The organism is Lysinibacillus sp. G01H, assembly GCF_028872195.1.
Taxonomy (GTDB): Bacteria; Bacillota; Bacilli; order Bacillales_A; family Planococcaceae; genus Lysinibacillus; species Lysinibacillus capsici.
In genome coordinates this window covers 4,522,610-4,542,209 of sequence record NZ_CP118397.1, presented here as the reverse complement: position 1 = coordinate 4,542,209, position 19,600 = coordinate 4,522,610, and the positions used below count along the sequence as shown (strand labels likewise).

The following is a 19,600-nucleotide window of genomic DNA, read 5'->3' as shown; positions in this document are numbered from 1 at the left end:
TTTTTCTGTACAATTAAGGATAAGAACAAATATTCGAGGTGAAAGCAATTTGGCAAAGAAAAAAACGAAATTTGTATGTTCAGGCTGTGGCTATGAGTCTGCTAAATGGATGGGAAGATGCCCTGGGTGTGGTGAATGGAATAAAATGGTGGAAGAAGTAGAGATGGTTGCAAAAGGTCCACGAGGAGCATTTCAACATTCTGCTACAGTCACACAAAAGGCAATCCCGATTATCCAAGTGGAAGCTACTGAAGAATCGCGTGTAGCAACAGAAATGGGCGAACTCAATCGTGTATTAGGCGGGGGCATTGTACCTGGTTCTCTAGTATTGATCGGGGGCGATCCTGGAATAGGGAAATCAACATTACTATTACAGGTTTCCGCATTACTATCGAATAAAGGGCATCGCGTACTTTATATTTCTGGAGAGGAATCTATTCGTCAAACGAAATTACGAGCAGAGCGTTTAGGAGTGATTTCTCAAGAGCTTTACATATACTCCGAAACAAACCTAGAGTTTTTAAACCAAACCATTGATGAAGTACAGCCTAAATTTGTTATTGTCGATTCCATACAAACGGTCTTTCATCCAGAAGTAACAAGCGCCCCTGGTAGTGTCTCACAGGTTCGTGAATGTACAGCTGAGCTGATGCGAATCGCTAAAACCAAAGGCATTGCTATTTTTCTAGTAGGGCATGTAACAAAAGAGGGACAAATTGCTGGGCCACGTATTTTAGAGCATATGGTGGATACTGTACTGTACTTTGAAGGGGAAAGACATCATAATCATCGTATTTTACGAAGCCAAAAAAACCGCTTCGGATCTACAAATGAAATTGCTATATTTGAAATGCTTCAAGGAGGGTTAAAGGAAGTTCTAAACCCTTCGGAGTTATTTTTACAGGAGCGTTCACAAGGTGCGGCGGGGTCAACTATTGTAGCATCAATGGAGGGGACAAGGCCAATCCTTGTTGAAATTCAATCCTTAGTTACACCTACAAGCTTTAACTATCCTAAACGTATGGCCACAGGTGTCGATCAAAACCGAGTACAATTGCTAATGGCTGTACTAGAAAAGCGTATGGGTCTCATGCTACAAGCTCAGGATGCATATATTAAAGTTGCTGGTGGTGTCAAGCTGGATGAGCCAGCAATAGATTTAGCAGTGTTGACAAGCATTGTATCTAGTTTTAAGGATCAGGCAGTGCGTGCAACGGATTGTTTTATTGGTGAGGTCGGACTAACAGGTGAGGTCCGTCGGGTATCACGTATAGAACAGCGGGTCATTGAAGCGGCGAAGCTTGGATTTAAAAGAGCCTTCATTCCTTCTTCCAATATTGGTGGTTGGGAATTTCCGCAGGGAATTGAAATTGTTGGTGTAGAAACGATAAAAGATGCACTAAATGCATGCTTTAGAGAGTTATAAAGGAAAATGTGCATGTTGGATATTAATCTGACATGCATTTTCCTTCAATTTTTGATGCGAATATCGGAAACTCAAATAAAAGAATAATCGTCCTAAATAATAGCTGATGAATGAATAAAGGATTGTCATCTAGTACGAACAAAAATAGAAATTTGTGAAATTTTGTCTAACTAACTTATCCTTGTTACACAACATCAAAAATAATGAGAATTTGACTGAGCTCATGAAAGATTTTCTGCCATAAACTATGTATAATCTTAACTAACAATTAGGAGGTGACAGCTTGTGAAAAAATTTGTTCAAATTGCGTTTTTACTGATTGGAGGAGCATTGGGCCTTGTTTTCTTACCGCCATTATACGAATTGCTTCATTTATCATCTAATCCTTGGCTAGATAATCCTTATGTATCAGTAGCTCTAGGCGCACTTTTACTGTTTACACTATCTTTTGCATTTTCCGATTACTTTGTAAGGCTCATTAGCTGGATGGAAGAAGTTCTGTTTAAGGTTCCTATCGGAGATTTATTATTTGGTACGTTTGGTTTAATAATTGGGTTGATTGTCGCTTACTTTTTAGGCTTTGCCATTGATAGTGTAAAATTCCCTGTTATCACAGAAGTACTCCCTATTATCCTGTCATTTGTATTAGGGTATTTAGGGTTCCGTCTAGGTTTTAGAAAAAGAGATGAGCTCATACAGCTTTTTACATTACGTAGTACCAATACGAAGAAAAAAGCTGCTGAAGATGCTGAGGCTCAGGAGGTTCGTGGAAGCTACAAACTGCTAGATACAAGTGTAATTATCGATGGTCGTATTGCTGATATTTCTGAAACAGGCTTCATTGAAGGTATATTAGTTGTACCTCAATTTGTGCTCACAGAGCTTCAGCATATAGCTGATTCTTCTGATACCTTAAAGCGCACAAGAGGTCGGCGTGGTTTAGATATTTTAAAAAAATTACAAGATGAGCGTAAGACAAAAGTTGAAATTACGGATGAGGATTTTGAAGATGTACAAGAGGTAGATTTAAAGCTAGTCCGTCTTGCAAAAAAAATGGGCAACGATACATGCATCGTTACGAATGATTTTAACCTGAATAAAGTCTGTGAGCTCCATCATGTAAAAGTCTTAAATATCAATGATTTAGCGAATGCAGTGAAACCTGTAGTCATACCAGGTGAAGATATGCAGGTTGTTGTTATAAAGGATGGTAAAGAGCATAACCAAGGAGTTGCCTATTTAGATGATGGTACGATGATTGTGGTTGAAGGTGGTCGTAGTTATATCGGACAGGCAATTACAGTTACAGTTACTAGTGTGCTGCAAACATCGGCAGGTCGTATGATATTTGCTAAGCCGAAGGACGATTAGGATGTGGGAAAATGCAATATGAAGTGGTTCTACCTGCTGCTGGAAGTGGGAAGCGTATGGGAGCAGGGCAAAATAAATTATTTTTAAAGCTTTTAGAGAAACCTATTCTGGTACACACACTAGAAGTGTTTCAACAAGATCCCGCTTGCACAGGTATTTGGCTCGCTGTAAAACCAGAAGAACGTGGATTTATTCAAAAAATGCTAGAGGACTATAGGATTACCAAAGTGAAGGGTTTACCTGATGGGGGTGCTGAGCGACAGCATTCGGTCCATTCGTGCATGAAAGAGATGCAACAGGTAGATATTGTGCTTGTCCATGACGCAGCACGCCCGTTTATTACGCATGATATCATTGCAAAGCTTGTACAGAACGCGCATAATCACGGTGCAGCAATAGCAGGGGTTCGTGCGAAAGATACGATGAAAAAAGTATCACATAATGGCATTATAGAGGAAACAGTTGATCGAGAAAGCCTTTGGATGGTGCAAACTCCACAAGCATTTCGTTTTGAATTAATTATGGAAGCAGAGGACGTAGCTGAAAAGGTAGGTTTTCTTGGGACAGATGAGGCAATGCTAATGGAGCGTCTCGGACATCAGGTACACATCGTAGAAAGTAGTTATGAAAATGTAAAAATGACAACACAAGAAGACTTAGTATTTGGTGAGGCAATCTTGCGTAAGCGTGGATCATACAATCATTAAGAAATATTATTTATAGAGGCTATTCATTCGTAGTTTTTTGAGGATGGATAGTCTTTTTTATTTGTTTTGGTTGGGGAAAATTGTATGGTCAGAATGCCTTATTGCTTCGTAATCTGTTCAACCATATATGTATGATAATAATGACATTTTGCTAGTCGAATTAGATGCGAAGGCGTAGGAAGAGAATAAAAAGTTGGAATAGCTCAAATAAAGTGGTTTTATCCATTTGTGATCGTTTTACGTGTAAAATGAAATAGTGGATATATGATTAATAAGGTAATAGAATAGATGAAAAGATGTGAGGGGTGTTTATTGTGTCATTAAATGATTGGTTAAATCAAAAGGTTCCAGAAATTACAGGTTCATTAACTAGTATAAATAAACAGTACATCGATGTTGACAACTCAATAGGCTTTGATGGACGGGATCGGGTTATAAAAATAATTGATAATTTCCATGAGGTGCTGTTCCCTGGTATTTATATGACAAGACCTATTGATGAAACAAGGGTGAATGTAGTTTGCAGTAATAAGCTACGTGAAACAGCATTAGATTTGCGGGATATTATCGAAAAAGTATTATTTTATAATATGGAGGACAGTGATCCTGCCAATTGCGAGAAGTATTGCCGTGAACAAGCAGACAAAATTGTTATGAATTTGATTAATCGATTTCCTGCCATTCGCCAAGTGTTACAAACAGATATTCAAGCGGCATATAATGGTGACCCTGCAGCTCTTTCCACAGAGGAGATTTTGCTAAGTTATCCATCTATTGTGGCTGTTTATATTCACCGCATCGCACATGAGTTATACGAAATGGGCGTACAAATTGTGCCTCGTATTATGTCAGAATATGCACACCGATTAACAGGTATCGATATTCATCCAGGGGCTACCATAGGAGAATCTTTCTTTATTGACCATGGAACAGGTGTCGTTATCGGTGAAACTTGTACTATCGGTAAGAATGTAAAAATTTATCAAGGTGTAACATTAGGTGCACTAAGCTTCCCGTTGGATGAAAATGGTAATCCGATTAAGGGCATTAAGCGTCATCCGAATATTGCTGACAATGTTGTCATTTATGCTGGTGCTACTATTTTAGGGGGCGAGACGACGATTGGGCATGATTCCGTCCTAGGGAGTAATATTTGGCTAACACACTCCGTTCCCCCTTATTCACGTGTCTATAATTCACAGCCATCTCCGAATATTAGCAACAGTCAAATGAAAAATATAGAGTATCATATTTAAAGAATATGGGGCAGTCTAGAGAGTGTAGCTTTCTAAACTGCCCATTACTGCTATAGGAGGATAATTATTAAAGCGCTTTTCAAACAACCTAGGGCAAATTTTGATATGATAATGATAAATATTAATTAAAGGAAGATGAATATGTTTCGAATTGGACAAGGTTTTGACGTACATGCATTTGAAGAAGGTCGTCCATTAATTATTGGGGGCATTACCATTCCGCATGAAAAAGGACTGGTAGGACATTCAGATGCGGATGTTCTTTTACACACTGTCACAGATGCAGCTTTAGGAGCAATTGGAGAAGGGGATATTGGCCGTCATTTTCCAGATACAGACCCTGCATTTAAGGACGCGGATTCAGCAAAATTATTAGAGTATATTTGGAAGATTGTTGAGGACAAGGGTTATTCTCTAGGTAATGTCGATTGTACCATTATGGCACAACGTCCTAAAATGGCACCCTATATTGGGCAGATGCAACAACGTATCGCTGAATTATTACACGCAGAGCCTTCACAGGTAAATGTTAAAGCAACTACAACTGAACGATTAGGTTTTACAGGTCGCGAGGAAGGTATTGCGGCAATGGCAACGATTCTATTGATCAAGAAATAAATGTGGATGAACCCCGCTTTTATTTCCTGTAACAGAGTGGTAAAATGAACAAAGTCAATTTTTGATCGAAAATTTAGGAGGCTTTTAATTATGACGAAAGAAGTTCGCGTTCGTTACGCGCCATCTCCAACAGGTTATTTACATATCGGTGGAGCGCGTACAGCATTATTCAATTATTTATATGCAAAACATCATAACGGTAAATTCATTGTACGTATTGAAGATACGGATATTGAACGTAATGTAGAGGGCGGAGAAGCATCTCAGCTAGATAACCTAAAATGGTTAGGTATTGAATATGATGAGTCCATTGATATTGGTGGACCTTATGCGCCTTATCGTCAAATGGAACGTCTTGATATCTATAAAGAACACGCTGAAAAACTATTAGAGCAAGGTGTAGCCTACAAATGTTTCTGTTCTTCTGAAAAGCTTGAAGCATCTCGTGAAGAACAAAAAGCAAGAGGTGTAGCTGCTCCTACTTATGATGGTACATGTCGCCACTTATCAGCAGATGAAGTCGCTGCTAAAGAAGCGGCAGGTGAGCCATACACAATCCGTATGCGTGTACCTGAAAATGTAACATACGAATTTGAAGATCTAGTTCGTGGACAAGTTACATTTGAGTCTAAAGATATTGGTGATTGGGTACTTGTAAAAGCTAATGGTATTCCAACATATAACTATGCAGTTGTTTTAGATGATCACTTTATGGAAATCTCTCACGTTTTCCGCGGTGAGGAGCATTTATCGAATACACCTAAGCAAATGATGATCTTTGATGCATTTGGTTGGGAATATCCACGCTTTGGTCATATGACATTAATTATTAACGAAAACCGTAAAAAACTATCAAAGCGTGATGAATCGATTATTCAATTTGTTACGCAATATAAAGATTTAGGTTATCTTCCTGAAGCGATGTTTAACTTCTTTGCGCTACTTGGTTGGTCTCCAGAGGGAGAAGAAGAGATTTTCTCAAAAGAAGAATTTATCAAAATTTTTGATGAAAAACGTCTTTCAAAATCACCATCTATGTTCGATAAACAAAAGCTAACATGGATGAATAATCAATATATTAAAAAGTTGTCTTTGGAAGAAGTTGTAGCATTATCTTTACCACACCTACAAAAAGCAGGCTTATTACCTGAAGAATTGACTGCAGAGCAACATGCTTGGGCGACGGATTTAATCGCGCTTTATCATGACCAAATGAGCTTTGGTGCAGAAATTGTCGAATTATCTAGCCTATTCTTTAACGACCATATTGAATATGATGAAGAAGCAAAAGAGGTTTTAGCAGGAGAGCAAGTACCTGAAGTAATGGCAGCATTTAAAGCGCAATTGGAAGAGCTAGAAGAATTTACACCAGATGCGGTAAAAGCTGCAATTAAAGCTGTACAAAAGACAACTGGTCATAAAGGTAAAAATCTGTTCATGCCAATCCGTGTTGTGACAACTGGTGAAACACATGGACCAGAGTTGCCGAACGCCATTTGTTTAATTGGTAAAGAGAAATCAATTGACCGTGTGGAGAAATTTGCACAATAAAGATAAATTTATTGACAATTCATTCTTTCGTTGTAAAATGTATTTACATTGAAAAAGCGTTGATAAGGAGAAGTAAGTGGCGCATGCTCTTAAGAGAGGACCATCATCGGCTGAAAGTGGTCTGAGCCTAGGCAAAACTGAAATGCACCTTTGAGCATAAAGCTGAACGAGAGTAGGCTTTATCGAATCATCCCCGTTAATGGATGTCCAAAGTGGAAGGCTTTTTGTCTTCAATCAGAGTGGAACCACGCAAATCGAGCGTCTCTGTCATTCCTTTTAGGAGTGATAGAGGCGCTTTTTTTATTCAACAGAAAAGGAGAGTGAAATACAATGGGTATTCAAATTTTTAACTCATTAACACGACAAAAGGAAACCTTTGTACCGTTGGAAGAGGGCAAGGTAAAAATGTATGTCTGCGGTCCTACGGTTTATAACTATATCCATATTGGGAATTCACGTCCTGTAATTGTTTATGATACAGTACGTCGTTATTTTCAGTATAAAGGCTATGATGTAAAGTTTGTTTCCAATTTTACGGATGTAGACGATAAAATTATTAAAGCTGCAAATGAGCTTGGTGAAGAAGTACATGAATTAACAGAGCGTTTTATTGCAGCCTATTTTGAAGATGTTACAGCACTGGGATGCAAAAAGGCAGATGTTCATCCACGTGTGACAGAGCATATGGACGATATCATTCAATTTATTCAAGTGCTAATTGAAAAGGGCTACGCTTATGAGTCTGCTGGAGATGTGTATTACCGTACTCGTAAATTTGATGGCTACGGTAAATTATCACACCAATCAGTTGACGATTTAAAAATCGGTGCTCGTATTGAAGCAGGCGAGAAAAAAGATGATGCGTTAGATTTTGCTTTATGGAAAGCTGCTAAGCCAGGTGAGATATTCTGGGAAAGCCCATGGGGAGATGGCCGTCCAGGGTGGCATATTGAGTGTTCTGTAATGGCTCGTGAACATTTAGGAGATACTATTGATATTCATGCTGGTGGGCAGGATTTAACTTTCCCTCACCACGAAAATGAAATTGCTCAATCAGAGGCACACAATGATAAAACATTTGCGCGTTATTGGATGCATAACGGGTATATTAATATAGATAATGAAAAGATGTCCAAATCTCTTGGGAATTTTATTCTTGTGAATGATATCCGTAAACAAATTGACCCGCAGATATTGCGTTTCTTCATGCTATCTGTCCATTATCGTCATCCAATTAACTTTGCGAAGGATCTAGTAGAAGCTGCTGCGTCAGGTTTAGAGCGCATTCGTACAGCATACAACAATGTGAAGCACCGCCTTACGACTACCGTAAGCTTAGGAGATCATTCAGAAGAATGGCTGAACAAAATTACGGAACAAAAAGCGCATTTTGAAGAGGCAATGGACGATGATTTTAATACAGCCAACGCTATTTCTGTATTATTTGAAGTAGCTCGTATTGCTAATATTTATTTAAATGAAGCCAATACTTGCAAGAAAGTATTAGAAACCTTTATTGAAACCTTTGAAGTACTAGGTGACGTCTTAGGTATTGAATTTGCAAAAGAAGAAGAACTATTAGACGAAGAAATTGAAGCATTATTACAAGAGCGCGTCGAGGCACGTAAAAATCGTGATTTTGCTCGTTCTGATGAGATCCGTGACCATTTGCAAGCCCAAGGTATCATTTTAGAAGATACACGACAAGGAACTAGATGGAAACGAGGGTAATTAAGTTGGATAAACTTCGCAATGAAGATGTTAAACAATTAAAAGCGCTGGCGTTAGCCTATATGGGTGATGCCGTATTGGAACAAAAGGTCCGAGAATATTTGCTACGCTCTGGTCGTGTTAAACCAAACACACTACATCGAGAGGCAACTCGCTACGTTTCAGCAAAAGCGCAATCTATGATCGTTCATCGCATGATAGATGAAAATTATTTAACAGAGGAGGAATTGGCTGTGTTCCGCCGTGGACGCAATGCCAAATCCGGCTCTGTACCAAAAAATACGGATGTCCAAACCTATCGTAATAGCTCAGGCTTTGAGGCGGTGCTTGGTAGTTTATATTTATTGAATGAACTAGAACGCGTCTACGAAATCATTGCATATGCTATTCAAATAATCGAGGAATCAAAAGGAGTGTCTAAATAATGGCAGAACAGAATGGTGAAATTATTGCCGGTAAAAACCCAGTGTTAGAAGCACTTCGTTCAGGCCGCGATATGAATAAAGTATGGATTGCAGAAGGAGTAAAGAAATCTGGCGTCAATGAACTGCTAGATTTAGCCCGTGAACGTGGTGTTATAGTTCAATTTGTCCCAAAAAAGAAAGTTGATCAATTATCAAGTGCTAATCATCAAGGAATCGTTGCTTCTGTTGCCGCTTATAAGTATGCTGAACTTGAGGATTTATTTGCAGCAGCGGCTAATAAACAGGAAGATCCTTTTTTCTTAATCTTAGATGAGTTAGAGGATCCTCATAATCTAGGGTCTATTATGAGAACGGCTGATGCTATAGGGGCACATGGTATTATTATTCCTAAGCGCCGTTCAGTGAGTTTAACAGCAGTAGTGGCAAAGGCATCTACAGGAGCGATTGAACACGTTCCAGTTGTACGTGTAAACAACCTTGCTCAAACAATAGATGAATTAAAAGAACGCGGTATATGGATTGCAGGGACAGATGCAAAGGGATCAGCAGATTATCGAAAAATGGATGCAACATTACCATTAGCCATCATTATCGGTAGTGAGGGCAAAGGGATGGGGCGTTTATTAAAAGAGAAATGCGATTTTTTATATCACTTACCGATGGTTGGGCATGTCACATCACTGAACGCATCAGTAGCAGCGGCTTTATTAATGTACGAAGTGTATCGTAAACGTCAAGAAGCGATTGAATAACAATGAAAAACATTTTGCTTGTTGATGGCTATAATATGATTGGATCTTGGAAAGAGCTGCGGCCATTGCGTGATACGAATTTTGAGGATGCGCGTAGAAGGTTGATAGAACTCATGGCTGAATATAAAGCAGCGATGGGTTGGCGCGTAATTATTGTTTTTGACGCACATCTTGTACCAGGAGTAGAGCAATCTTATATAGAAAATGATGTAGAAGTCATTTATACACGAAAAAATGAAACAGCAGATGAACGTATTGAAAAAATGACGCATGAATTAAAGGCTAGAAATGTACAAATTCATGTAGCAACTTCTGATATGGCAGAGCAAAGTGTTATATTTGGGAATGGTGCCTTAAGGAAATCGGCTAGAGAGCTAGAAATTGATACAAGTATTATCCAACATAAAATTACTCACGATGTGAAGCGGAAGCAAGAAAGTAAGCCGCCTTCTCGTATAGAATTAAAGCCAGATGTTGCGCTCGCGTTTGAAAAATGGCGACGAGGGTTGAAATGATTGATTGACGCATATTTTCCAATTCCGTTATACTGTTTCTAATTATCTGTTGTGGCTGAGGTGATACCATGTTTAAAAATAGCATTGTACAAGTGACACAAGATTTTGAACGATTCAATGATGAAGAGCTTATTGAAATGGTGCATCAAGGTAATACAGATGCGTTGGATTATTTGATTACGAAATACCGTTTGTTAGTAAGAGCGAAGGCAAGATCCTATTTTTTAATCGGAGCAGATAAGGAAGATATTGTACAAGAGGGCATGATAGGCTTATATAAAGCGATTCGTGATTTTAAAGGTGATAAGCTTGCATCATTCAGGGCTTTTGCAGAGTTATGCATTACAAGGCAGATTATCACAGCTATTAAAACAGCAACTAGGCAAAAGCATATACCTCTAAATTCCTATATTTCTTTGGACAAGCCTATATTCGACGAAGAGTCAGACCGAACGCTTATGGATGTACTAACGGGTGCTATTATGGATGATCCAGAAGAATTGATGATTCATAGAGAAGAGTTTGGATATTTAGAAGAAAAGATGAGTGAGATTTTAAGTGAATTAGAGCTACAAGTTTTAGCCTTATATCTAGACGGTCAGTCTTATCATGAAATTTCCGCCAAATTAAATCGTCATGTGAAATCTATCGATAATGCATTGCAGCGGGTAAAACGTAAATTAGAACGTCATTTAGTCCTTGAGGAAATGTCTTAGCCCATATAGGCTTTATTGACATTGACAAATATAGGTGTTAGTCTTAAAAAGACAAAGTGCCGAAAAAGGTGATTATATGGCAAAAAAAGTCGTGCTAAATTGTGAGAAATGTGGTTCGAGAAATTACACGTTCCCAGCTAAAGAAGGTTCAACTGTACGTCTCGAATTAAAGAAATTTTGCTCGCATTGCAATGAACATACAATGCATAAACAAACGCTATAAAATGATATGTAAATAGACAGATTTGATTGATTCGGAGGTTAAGCTAGAATGGGCAAGATCAAAAGCTTTTTCAGCGATGTAATGTCAGAAATGCGCAAAACAAGCTGGCCGAAAAGTAAAGAACTGACGAAATATACAGTCGTTGTAATTTCAACTGTTGTCATTATGGCTTTATTTTTTGTGTTAGTTGACTTAGGTATTTCATCATTATTCCGCTGGTACTTAGATTTATAATTTAGTAAATAGCATATTTTTGAAATAGCCCGTCCATTGCAATAACGGGTTTTTTCGTTTGTTTTATCTTCATTCAGCAGAAAACTCCATCTAATTGGATCGATGAGATGGGTGAAGTGAAGCGCAAAGCAGTAAAATCTCCTCATTATGATAAATACTACTAGGAGAGTATGATAGTAGCGATAGATGACTATGCTAGTTTCGGTATATATCATCGAGCTTTCGCAAGTAATTAGCGAAAGCTATATTTTTCTAATGAGATGTTTGTGAAAAGAGTAAAAATGCATTGAGCGTATCGCGATTCATTTTCACTTTTATTTGTAAGGGAGGGACGGACGAGGAGTCCTAGTAGTTATGGAGAAAAATTGGTATGTTGTTCATACGTATTCAGGGTATGAAAACCGTGTAAAAGCAAACCTAGAGAAACGTGTAGAAACAATGGGAATGCAAGATAAAATCTTCCGTGTGATTGTTCCTGAGCACGAAGAAACAGAAATGAAAGATGGAAAAAAACGTACAATGATGCGTAAAGTTTTCCCTGGTTATGTGTTAGTAGAGTTAATCATGACAGATGATTCTTGGTATGTAGTTCGAAATACGCCTGGTGTTACGGGCTTTATCGGTTCATCTGGTGGAGGAGCAAAACCAACACCGTTATTACCTGAAGAAGCCGATCGTTTACTGCAGCAAATGGGTATGACCGATAAAGTTGTAGAAGTGGACATTACTGTTGGTGAAGCAGTAGAAGTATTAGAAGGGCCGTTTGCTCATTTCCAAGGGCGTGTTGAAGAAATTGACACAGAAAAAGGTAAAATTAAAGTGACCGTTGATATGTTTGGTCGCGAAACAATTATGGAGCTAGATTTCGAACAAGTTCAAAAATTATAGTTCTAACAATAGAACACTACATGCTAATTGGTAGATGTTTCGCAGATTTTGTTAATTACTACTTGCTTAAAAAAAGTAAAAGTGGTATCATTTCATAGGTCAGACTGTCATACTTTTGTTTGACGTCTGTAATGATAATTTTAATGTTATCGGCACTTAGCTGACAGACAGATATTGAGTGGGAGGGGCAACCCAATTACCACATCACGGACTTAAGGAGGTGTGTCTCGTGGCTAAAAAAGTTATTAAAGTTGTAAAACTTCAAATCCCTGCTGGTAAAGCTAACCCAGCTCCACCGGTTGGTCCTGCATTAGGTCAAGCGGGTGTGAACATCATGGGATTCTGTAAAGAATTTAATGCGCGTACTGCTGATCAAGCTGGTCTTATTATCCCAGTTGAAATTTCAGTATTCGAGGATCGTTCTTTCACTTTCATTACAAAAACTCCACCTGCAGCAGTTCTACTTAAAGTAGCAGCTGGTATCCAATCTGGATCTGGTGAACCAAACCGTAAAAAAGTGGCAACGGTTAAACGTGATAAAGTTCGCGAAATCGCTGAAACTAAAATGCCAGACCTTAACGCTGCTTCAGTAGAAGCTGCTATGTTAATGGTTGAAGGTACTGCACGAAGCATGGGTATTGTTATCGAAGACTAATCCCATTTACTTGATGTTTTGTTTTTTGGAAGGTTGCGAAGTTTCTTTGTGAACACGCAACCTTTATTCGTGGGAGGTAAAATCCGCTATAACCACAATCAAGGAGGAAATATATAATGGCTAAAAAAGGTAAAAAACTGCAAGATGCAGCAAAATTAATTGATCGTAACGCACTATACACTGCACAAGAAGCAATCGAACTTGCTCAAAAAACTAGCACAGTAAACTTCGACGCTACTGTAGAAGTTGCTTTCCGCTTAGGTATTGATACTCGTAAGAACGACCAACAAATCCGTGGCGCAGTAGTGCTACCAAACGGTACTGGTAAAACTCAACGCGTATTAGTATTTGCAAAAGGTGAAAAGCTTAAAGAAGCTGAAGCAGCTGGTGCTGACTATGTAGGCGATGCAGAATATATCCAAAAAATCCAACAAGGTTGGTTTGACTTCGATGTAATCGTAGCAACTCCTGACATGATGGGTGAAGTTGGTAAACTTGGTCGTGTATTAGGACCTAAAGGTTTAATGCCAAACCCTAAAACTGGTACAGTTACTTTTGATGTAACAAAAGCTATCGAAGAAATCAAAGCTGGTAAAGTAGAATACCGTGCTGATAAAGCTGGTATTATCCACGCTCCTATCGGTAAAGTTTCTTTCTCAGCAGAAAAATTAGTAGAAAACTTCTTAGCTGTTTTTGATGTAGTACAAAAAGCAAAACCTGCTGCAGCTAAAGGTACTTACATGAAATCTGTAAATGTTACAACTACAATGGGTCCAGCGGTTAAAATTGACGCTTCTAACGTAGTAGTAAAATAATTTATATATATGTATTGACGATAGTGGCTATACGTGATACTATAGTTGCTGTTGTGAATTATCCATTTGTACCGTAGACAGTAGGAGTGACTTGTCACTTAATGTTCCTACCGAGGACATCGGAATTCAGATTCTTATTTAAAGATGATGACTTTCAGCCTCTGTGTCTATTTGACTCGGAGGCTTTTCTTTTGTCGGTATAAATGACCCATTCTAATAGGAGGTGTCATCATGAGCAAAGCAATCGAAAACAAACAAGTACAAGTTCAAGAGATTACTGAAAAATTCCAAGGCGCTGCTTCTGTAGTAGTTGTGGATTACCGTGGTCTTAATGTTGCACAAGTAACAGAGCTTCGTAAACAACTTCGTGAAGCTGGCGTTGAGTTCAAAGTTTACAAAAACACTTTAACTCGTCGTGCTGCTGAAGCTGCTGGCCTTGAAGGAATCAACGACGTATTAGTTGGTCCTAACGCAATTGCGTTCTCAAATGAAGATGTTGTAGCGCCTGCTAAAATCATCAACGAGTTCGCGAAGAAAAACGAAGCTTTAGAAATTAAAGCTGGTATTATTGAAGGTACTATCTCTTCTGTTGAAGATGTTAAAGCACTTGCAGAACTTCCATCACGCGAAGGTCTACTTTCTATGCTTTTATCTGTACTTCAAGCTCCAGTGCGTAACTTCGCACTTGCAACAAAAGCTGTTGCAGAACAAAAAGAAGAACAAGGCGCGTAATTTAGTACGCACTAATACTTCTGCGGCCTGATCGCAAAAAATAAAACATTATCCAATTAGGAGGAAATTATAATGAATAAAGAGCAAATCTTAGAAGCTATCAAAGCTATGACAGTTCTTGAATTAAACGATTTAGTAAAAGCTATCGAAGAAGAATTCGGTGTAACAGCTGCTGCTCCAGTAGCAGTAGTTGCTGGTGGTGCTGCTGCAGCTGAAGAAAAAACAGAATTTGACGTAGTATTAGCATCTGCTGGTGCAGAAAAAATCAAAGTAATCAAAGTGGTTCGTGAAATCACTGGTTTAGGTCTTAAAGAAGCTAAAGAAGTAGTAGATAACGCTCCTAAAGCTCTTAAAGAAGGCGTTTCTAAAGATGAAGCTGAAGAAATCAAAGCTAAACTTGAAGAAGTTGGCGCATCTGTAGAAGTTAAGTAATCTCGCGTTACTTTTTAACAAAAGGAAAGCTCGTCATTTTGGCGAGCTTTTTTCTTCATTCTGAGGAGGCGTGAAAATGTCAGATCACTATTATACAAGTAAGCCTCAAACTGAAAGTAAACCACGTCACTGGACATTCAAGTTACTAGGGCATACGTTTTCATTTGAAACGGATGCAGGTGTATTTAGTAAAAGCGAAGTAGATTTTGGATCCCGTGTTTTAATAGACGCTTTTCAAATGCCTGATATTGATGGTGCGATTTTTGATGTAGGTTGTGGATACGGGCCGATAGGGTTATCGATTGCCAAAACTAATCCAGACCGTACCGTTTTTATGATGGATATAAATGAACGTGCAGTTGCGCTTTCGCAAAAAAATGCGCAAGTGAACGGTGTTCAAAATGTGCGAATATTTGTGAGTGACGGCCTATCGATGGTTGATAACGATGTAGATGCGGCAGCAATCTTAACGAATCCACCAATTCGTGCGGGGAAGGAAACGATTTTCCGCTTTTACGATGGAGCTTACGATCGGCTAGTGTCTTCGGGTGAACTCTGGGTAGTCATTCAGAAGAAACAAGGAGCGCCATCGACAGTAAGTTACTTAGAAGAAAAGTTTTCAGAAGTCGATGTAGTAGAAAAGAAAAAAGGGTACTGGATAGTACGCGCAAAAAAATAAATGAAATATGTATAATTTATTGACTTGACAAATCGGCTATGATAATATGATACAATGCAAAAATATTATTTTGAGGTCGTATGCCCTTTTTGTATAGAATTGTTTTAATATGGGTATACTTGCCAAGATAAGTTTAGTTAACCGAAAATGAGATCTTTTTGAAGACTCGTTTTCTTTTTGTCTTTCGAAATCATACACTATTTGTATGATTTTGCAAAGACCTAATATCGCTTTATTGAGGGGTGAATGAGTTGACAGGTCAACTAGTTCAGTACGGACAACACCGCCAGCGTAGAAGCTTTGCGCGTATTAAAGAGGTGCTTGAGCTTCCAAATCTGATTGAGATTCAAACGGCGTCTTACGAGTGGTTCCTTGAAGAAGGTTTACGTGAAATGTTCCGTGACATTTCGCCGATCGAGGACTTTACAGGTAATCTTTCATTAGAATTCATCGATTATTCATTAGGTGAGCCTAAATATGATGTTGATGAGTGTAAAGAGCGAGATGTTACTTACGCAGCTCCATTACGTGTGAAAGTACGTCTTTACAACAAAGAAACAGACGAAGTGAAAGAACAAGATGTCTTCATGGGTGACTTCCCGTTAATGACAGAAACAGGTACGTTCATTATCAACGGTGCTGAACGTGTTATCGTTTCACAATTAGTTCGTTCACCAAGTGTGTATTTCCATGATAAAACTGATAAAAACGGTAAAAAAGGCTTTGGAGCTACAGTTATTCCAAACCGCGGTGCTTGGTTAGAGTATGAAACTGATGCGAAAGACGTAGTTTATGTGCGAATTGATCGTACTCGTAAGCTACCAGTAACAGTGTTACTACGTGCATTAGGTTTCGGTTCAGATCAAGAAATTATCGATATTATCGGTGATAACGAGTATCTACGTAATACGTTAGAAAAAGATAACTCTGAAAGTACAGAAAAAGCGCTTTTAGAAATCTATGAACGTTTACGTCCAGGTGAGCCACCAACAGTAGAAAGTGCGAAGAGTTTATTATACTCTCGTTTCTTCGATGCTAAACGTTATGATTTAGCGAATGTTGGTCGCTACAAAATGAATAAAAAGCTTCACATTAAAAATCGTTTATTCAATCAAACGATTGCTGAAACGCTTGTAGATCCAGAAACAGGCGAAATTTTAGTAGAAAAAGGTACAGTATTAGATCGTCGTACTTTAGATAAAATTCTACCTTACCTAGAAGATTCATCAAAAGGTATTGGTTACCGCACTTTATCACAAGTCGGTGGAGTGCTTGAAGATGATGTAACCATCCAATCTATTAAGATTTATGCTCCAAAAGATGAAGCGCAAAAAGAAATTAATATCATTGGTAATGCGTACATTGATGAAGAAGTGAAGAATATTACACCTGCTGATGTTTTATCTTCAGTAAGCTATTTCTTTAACTTACTTTACCAAGTAGGTGCAACAGATGATATTGACCATTTGGGTAACCGTCGCCTACGTTCTGTTGGTGAGTTACTACAAAACCAATTCCGTATCGGTTTGTCTCGTATGGAACGTGTAGTACGTGAGCGTATGTCAATTAATGACACAGCTGCGATCGTACCACAACAATTAATCAATATCCGTCCAGTGATTGCGTCCATTAAAGAGTTCTTCGGAAGCTCTCAATTATCACAATTCATGGACCAAACAAACCCATTAGCAGAGTTAACGCATAAACGTCGTCTATCTGCATTAGGACCTGGTGGTTTAACGCGTGAGCGCGCTGGCTTCGAAGTACGTGACGTTCACTACTCTCACTATGGTCGTATGTGTCCAATCGAGACACCAGAGGGTCCAAACATTGGGTTAATCAACTCATTATCTTCATTTGCCAAAGTAAATAAATTTGGCTTCATTGAAACACCTTATCGTCGTATTGACCACGAAACAGGTCGAGTAACGGAGCAAATTGATTATTTAACAGCTGATGAAGAAGATAACTACTATGTAGCACAAGCAAATTCACCGTTAAATCCCGATGGTACTTTTGTAAATGATGAAGTAGTAGGTCGTTTCCGTGGTGATAACACGGTATTCAGTAAAGCGCAAATGGACTACATGGATGTATCACCTAAACAAGTTGTCTCTGCAGCGACTGCATGTATACCGTTCTTAGAAAACGATGACTCGAACCGTGCACTTATGGGTGCCAACATGCAACGTCAAGCAGTTCCACTTCTTAACCCAGAAGCACCATTCGTTGGTACTGGTATGGAGCATGTTGATGCGCGTGATTCTGGTGCAGCTGTAGTAGCGAAGTATGATGGTATTGTTGAGCACGTTGAAGCTCGCTCTATCCATGTTCGCCGCATTGAAGTTGTAGACGGCAAAGAGGTTAAAGGCGATTTAACAAAATATAAATTACAAAAGTTCATTCGTTCTAACCAAGGTACTTCTTATAACCAACGTCCACTTGTAAAAGTAGGCGAACGTGTGAAGCCTCGAGATATTTTAGCAGATGGTCCATCAATGGAAAAAGGTGAACTAGCTCTTGGACGTAACGTACTTGTTGCCTTCATGACTTGGAACGGCTTTAACTATGAGGATGCTGTTATTATGAGTGAGCGCCTTGTAAAAGACGATGTCTATACATCTGTTCATATTGAAGAATATGAATCAGAGTCTCGTGATACAAAGCTTGGGCCTGAAGAAATCACTCGTGATATTCCAAACGTTGGAGAAGATGCACTTCGTAACCTAGACGAACGTGGTATTATCCGTATTGGTGCGGAAGTACGTGACGGTGATATTCTTGTTGGGAAAGTAACGCCTAAAGGGGTTACAGAATTAACTGCTGAAGAGCGTTTATTACATGCAATCTTCGGTGAAAAAGCTCGTGAGGTTCGTGATACTTCATTACGTGTACCACACGGTGCTGGCGGTATCATTCTTGATGTTAAAGTATTTAACCGTGAAGATGGCGATGAATTACCACCAGGTGTTAACCAATTAGTTCGTGCTTATATTGTTCAAAAACGTAAAATTCGTGTTGGGGACAAAATGGCCGGACGTCATGGTAACAAAGGGGTTATCTCTCGTATCTTACCAGAAGAAGATATGCCATTCATGCCAGATGGCACGCCTGTTGATATCATGTTAAATCCACTTGGTGTACCTTCCCGTATGAATATCGGACAAGTTTTAGAGTTACACTTAGGTATGGCTTCTCGTTACCTAGGCGTTCACATGGCAACACCAGTATTTGATGGTGCTAATGAAGAAGACGTTTGGGAAACAATGGAAGAAGCTGGGATGAACCGTGACGGTAAAACAATCCTGTATGATGGACGTTCTGGTGAACCATTCGATAACCGTGTATCAGTAGGTATCATGTATATGATCAAACTTGCTCACATGGTTGATGATAAACTTCATGCACGTTCAACTGGTCCTTACTCACTTGTTACGCAACAACCACTTGGTGGTAAAGCGCAATTTGGTGGACAACGTTTTGGTGAGATGGAGGTATGGGCACTTGAAGCTTATGGTGCTGCGTATACACTTCAAGAAATCTTAACGGTTAAATCTGATGACGTTGTTGGTCGTGTGAAAACATATGAAGCCATCGTTAAAGGTGAAAGTGTACCAGAGCCAGGTGTTCCTGAGTCATTCAAAGTATTGATTAAAGAACTTCAATCTCTTGGTATGGATGTTAAGATGTTAACAGTTAATGATGAAGAAGTAGAGCTTCGCGATTTAGACGAAGAAGATGATCTTCAGCCAGCTGATGCACTTAACATTGCACCACAGCCAGATACAGAAGAAGAGCCAGTAGAGTCTTTTGAATAATGGAAAACCAAATTCACAAATGTGAATATGGTCAAACTTATTTTTCAAATTAGCCG

20 protein-coding genes and 2 other annotated features are annotated in these 19,600 nt (G+C 38.9%); all 20 genes read left to right on the top strand.

The features are described 5' to 3' along the window. The first annotated feature begins 49 nt into the window (after positions 1-49). The 20 genes from radA to rpoB all read left to right on the top strand — a co-directional run bounded on the left by radA (position 50) and on the right by rpoB (position 19,544). Complete coding sequence (gene radA / locus PSR12_RS23120) at positions 50-1,426, top strand: DNA repair protein RadA (protein WP_004233577.1); 1,377 nt, start codon at positions 50-52, stop codon at positions 1,424-1,426. Between the two features lie 285 nt (positions 1,427-1,711). Further along, on the top strand, positions 1,712-2,797 hold the full coding sequence (locus tag PSR12_RS23115) for a PIN/TRAM domain-containing protein (protein ID WP_274770964.1): 1,086 nt from the start codon (positions 1,712-1,714) through the stop codon (positions 2,795-2,797). A gap of 11 nt (positions 2,798-2,808) precedes the next feature. Beyond that, positions 2,809-3,504: a 2-C-methyl-D-erythritol 4-phosphate cytidylyltransferase gene (gene ispD, locus PSR12_RS23110; RefSeq protein WP_274770962.1), complete on the top strand. Its 696-nt coding sequence runs from the start codon at positions 2,809-2,811 to the stop codon at positions 3,502-3,504. 314 nt (positions 3,505-3,818) lie between these two features. Further along, entirely contained in the window at positions 3,819-4,760 is a 942-nt protein-coding gene (gene epsC, locus PSR12_RS23105; protein WP_004233580.1) for a serine O-acetyltransferase EpsC, read from the top strand. 141 nt (positions 4,761-4,901) lie between these two features. Continuing rightward, positions 4,902-5,378 carry a 2-C-methyl-D-erythritol 2,4-cyclodiphosphate synthase gene (gene ispF / locus PSR12_RS23100; protein ID WP_004233581.1) on the top strand — a complete coding sequence of 159 codons (477 nt, stop codon included), beginning with the start codon at positions 4,902-4,904 and terminating at the stop codon, positions 5,376-5,378. 90 nt (positions 5,379-5,468) lie between these two features. After that, complete coding sequence (gene gltX / locus PSR12_RS23095; RefSeq protein ID WP_221682387.1) at positions 5,469-6,929, top strand: glutamate--tRNA ligase; 1,461 nt, start codon at positions 5,469-5,471, stop codon at positions 6,927-6,929. 50 nt (positions 6,930-6,979) lie between these two features. Beyond that, positions 6,980-7,198: a binding site (T-box leader), on the top strand. Between the two features lie 61 nt (positions 7,199-7,259). Continuing rightward, positions 7,260-8,660, top strand: a complete 1,401-nt coding sequence (gene cysS, locus PSR12_RS23090; protein ID WP_257520819.1) for a cysteine--tRNA ligase — start codon at positions 7,260-7,262, stop codon at positions 8,658-8,660. Beyond that, entirely contained in the window at positions 8,645-9,085 is a 441-nt protein-coding gene (locus tag PSR12_RS23085) for a Mini-ribonuclease 3 (RefSeq protein WP_009373982.1), read from the top strand. Before cysS ends, PSR12_RS23085 begins: the two co-directional genes overlap by 16 nt. Further along, a complete protein-coding gene (gene rlmB, locus PSR12_RS23080; protein WP_004233585.1) occupies positions 9,085-9,837 on the top strand; it encodes a 23S rRNA (guanosine(2251)-2'-O)-methyltransferase RlmB in 753 nt (250 codons plus the stop codon). Before PSR12_RS23085 ends, rlmB begins: the two co-directional genes overlap by 1 nt. Positions 9,838-9,839: 2 nt before the next feature. Continuing rightward, a complete protein-coding gene (locus PSR12_RS23075) occupies positions 9,840-10,352 on the top strand; it encodes an NYN domain-containing protein (RefSeq protein WP_054548958.1) in 513 nt (170 codons plus the stop codon). 68 nt (positions 10,353-10,420) lie between these two features. After that, positions 10,421-11,068: an RNA polymerase sporulation sigma factor SigH gene (sigH, locus tag PSR12_RS23070; protein ID WP_004233587.1), complete on the top strand. Its 648-nt coding sequence runs from the start codon at positions 10,421-10,423 to the stop codon at positions 11,066-11,068. Positions 11,069-11,144: 76 nt separating this feature from the next. After that, positions 11,145-11,291 (top strand): 50S ribosomal protein L33, encoded by a 147-nt coding sequence (gene rpmG / locus PSR12_RS23065; RefSeq protein WP_004233588.1) that lies wholly within the window; start codon positions 11,145-11,147, stop codon positions 11,289-11,291. A gap of 48 nt (positions 11,292-11,339) precedes the next feature. After that, the gene (secE, locus tag PSR12_RS23060) at positions 11,340-11,525 is read left to right on the top strand and encodes a preprotein translocase subunit SecE (protein ID WP_004233589.1); all 186 of its coding nucleotides are present in this window, start codon (positions 11,340-11,342) and stop codon (positions 11,523-11,525) included. 354 nt (positions 11,526-11,879) lie between these two features. Next, entirely contained in the window at positions 11,880-12,413 is a 534-nt protein-coding gene (nusG, locus tag PSR12_RS23055; protein ID WP_004233590.1) for a transcription termination/antitermination protein NusG, read from the top strand. 229 nt (positions 12,414-12,642) lie between these two features. Continuing rightward, positions 12,643-13,068, top strand: a complete 426-nt coding sequence (gene rplK / locus PSR12_RS23050) for a 50S ribosomal protein L11 (protein WP_004233593.1) — start codon at positions 12,643-12,645, stop codon at positions 13,066-13,068. A gap of 116 nt (positions 13,069-13,184) precedes the next feature. Beyond that, positions 13,185-13,883, top strand: a complete 699-nt coding sequence (gene rplA / locus PSR12_RS23045) for a 50S ribosomal protein L1 (protein WP_004233594.1) — start codon at positions 13,185-13,187, stop codon at positions 13,881-13,883. Positions 13,884-13,936: 53 nt separating this feature from the next. Beyond that, positions 13,937-14,082 (top strand) — a sequence feature (ribosomal protein L10 leader region). Positions 14,083-14,114: 32 nt separating this feature from the next. Next, complete coding sequence (gene rplJ / locus PSR12_RS23040; RefSeq protein ID WP_004233596.1) at positions 14,115-14,615, top strand: 50S ribosomal protein L10; 501 nt, start codon at positions 14,115-14,117, stop codon at positions 14,613-14,615. 72 nt (positions 14,616-14,687) lie between these two features. Then, positions 14,688-15,047, top strand: coding sequence for a 50S ribosomal protein L7/L12 (gene rplL / locus PSR12_RS23035; protein ID WP_004233598.1), 360 nt, complete (start codon positions 14,688-14,690; stop codon positions 15,045-15,047). A 76-nt stretch (positions 15,048-15,123) separates the two neighbouring features. After that, the gene (locus PSR12_RS23030; protein ID WP_004233600.1) at positions 15,124-15,726 is read left to right on the top strand and encodes a class I SAM-dependent methyltransferase; all 603 of its coding nucleotides are present in this window, start codon (positions 15,124-15,126) and stop codon (positions 15,724-15,726) included. Between the two features lie 242 nt (positions 15,727-15,968). Further along, positions 15,969-19,544, top strand: a complete 3,576-nt coding sequence (gene rpoB / locus PSR12_RS23025; protein WP_221682385.1) for a DNA-directed RNA polymerase subunit beta — start codon at positions 15,969-15,971, stop codon at positions 19,542-19,544. The last annotated feature ends 56 nt before the right edge of the window (positions 19,545-19,600 follow it).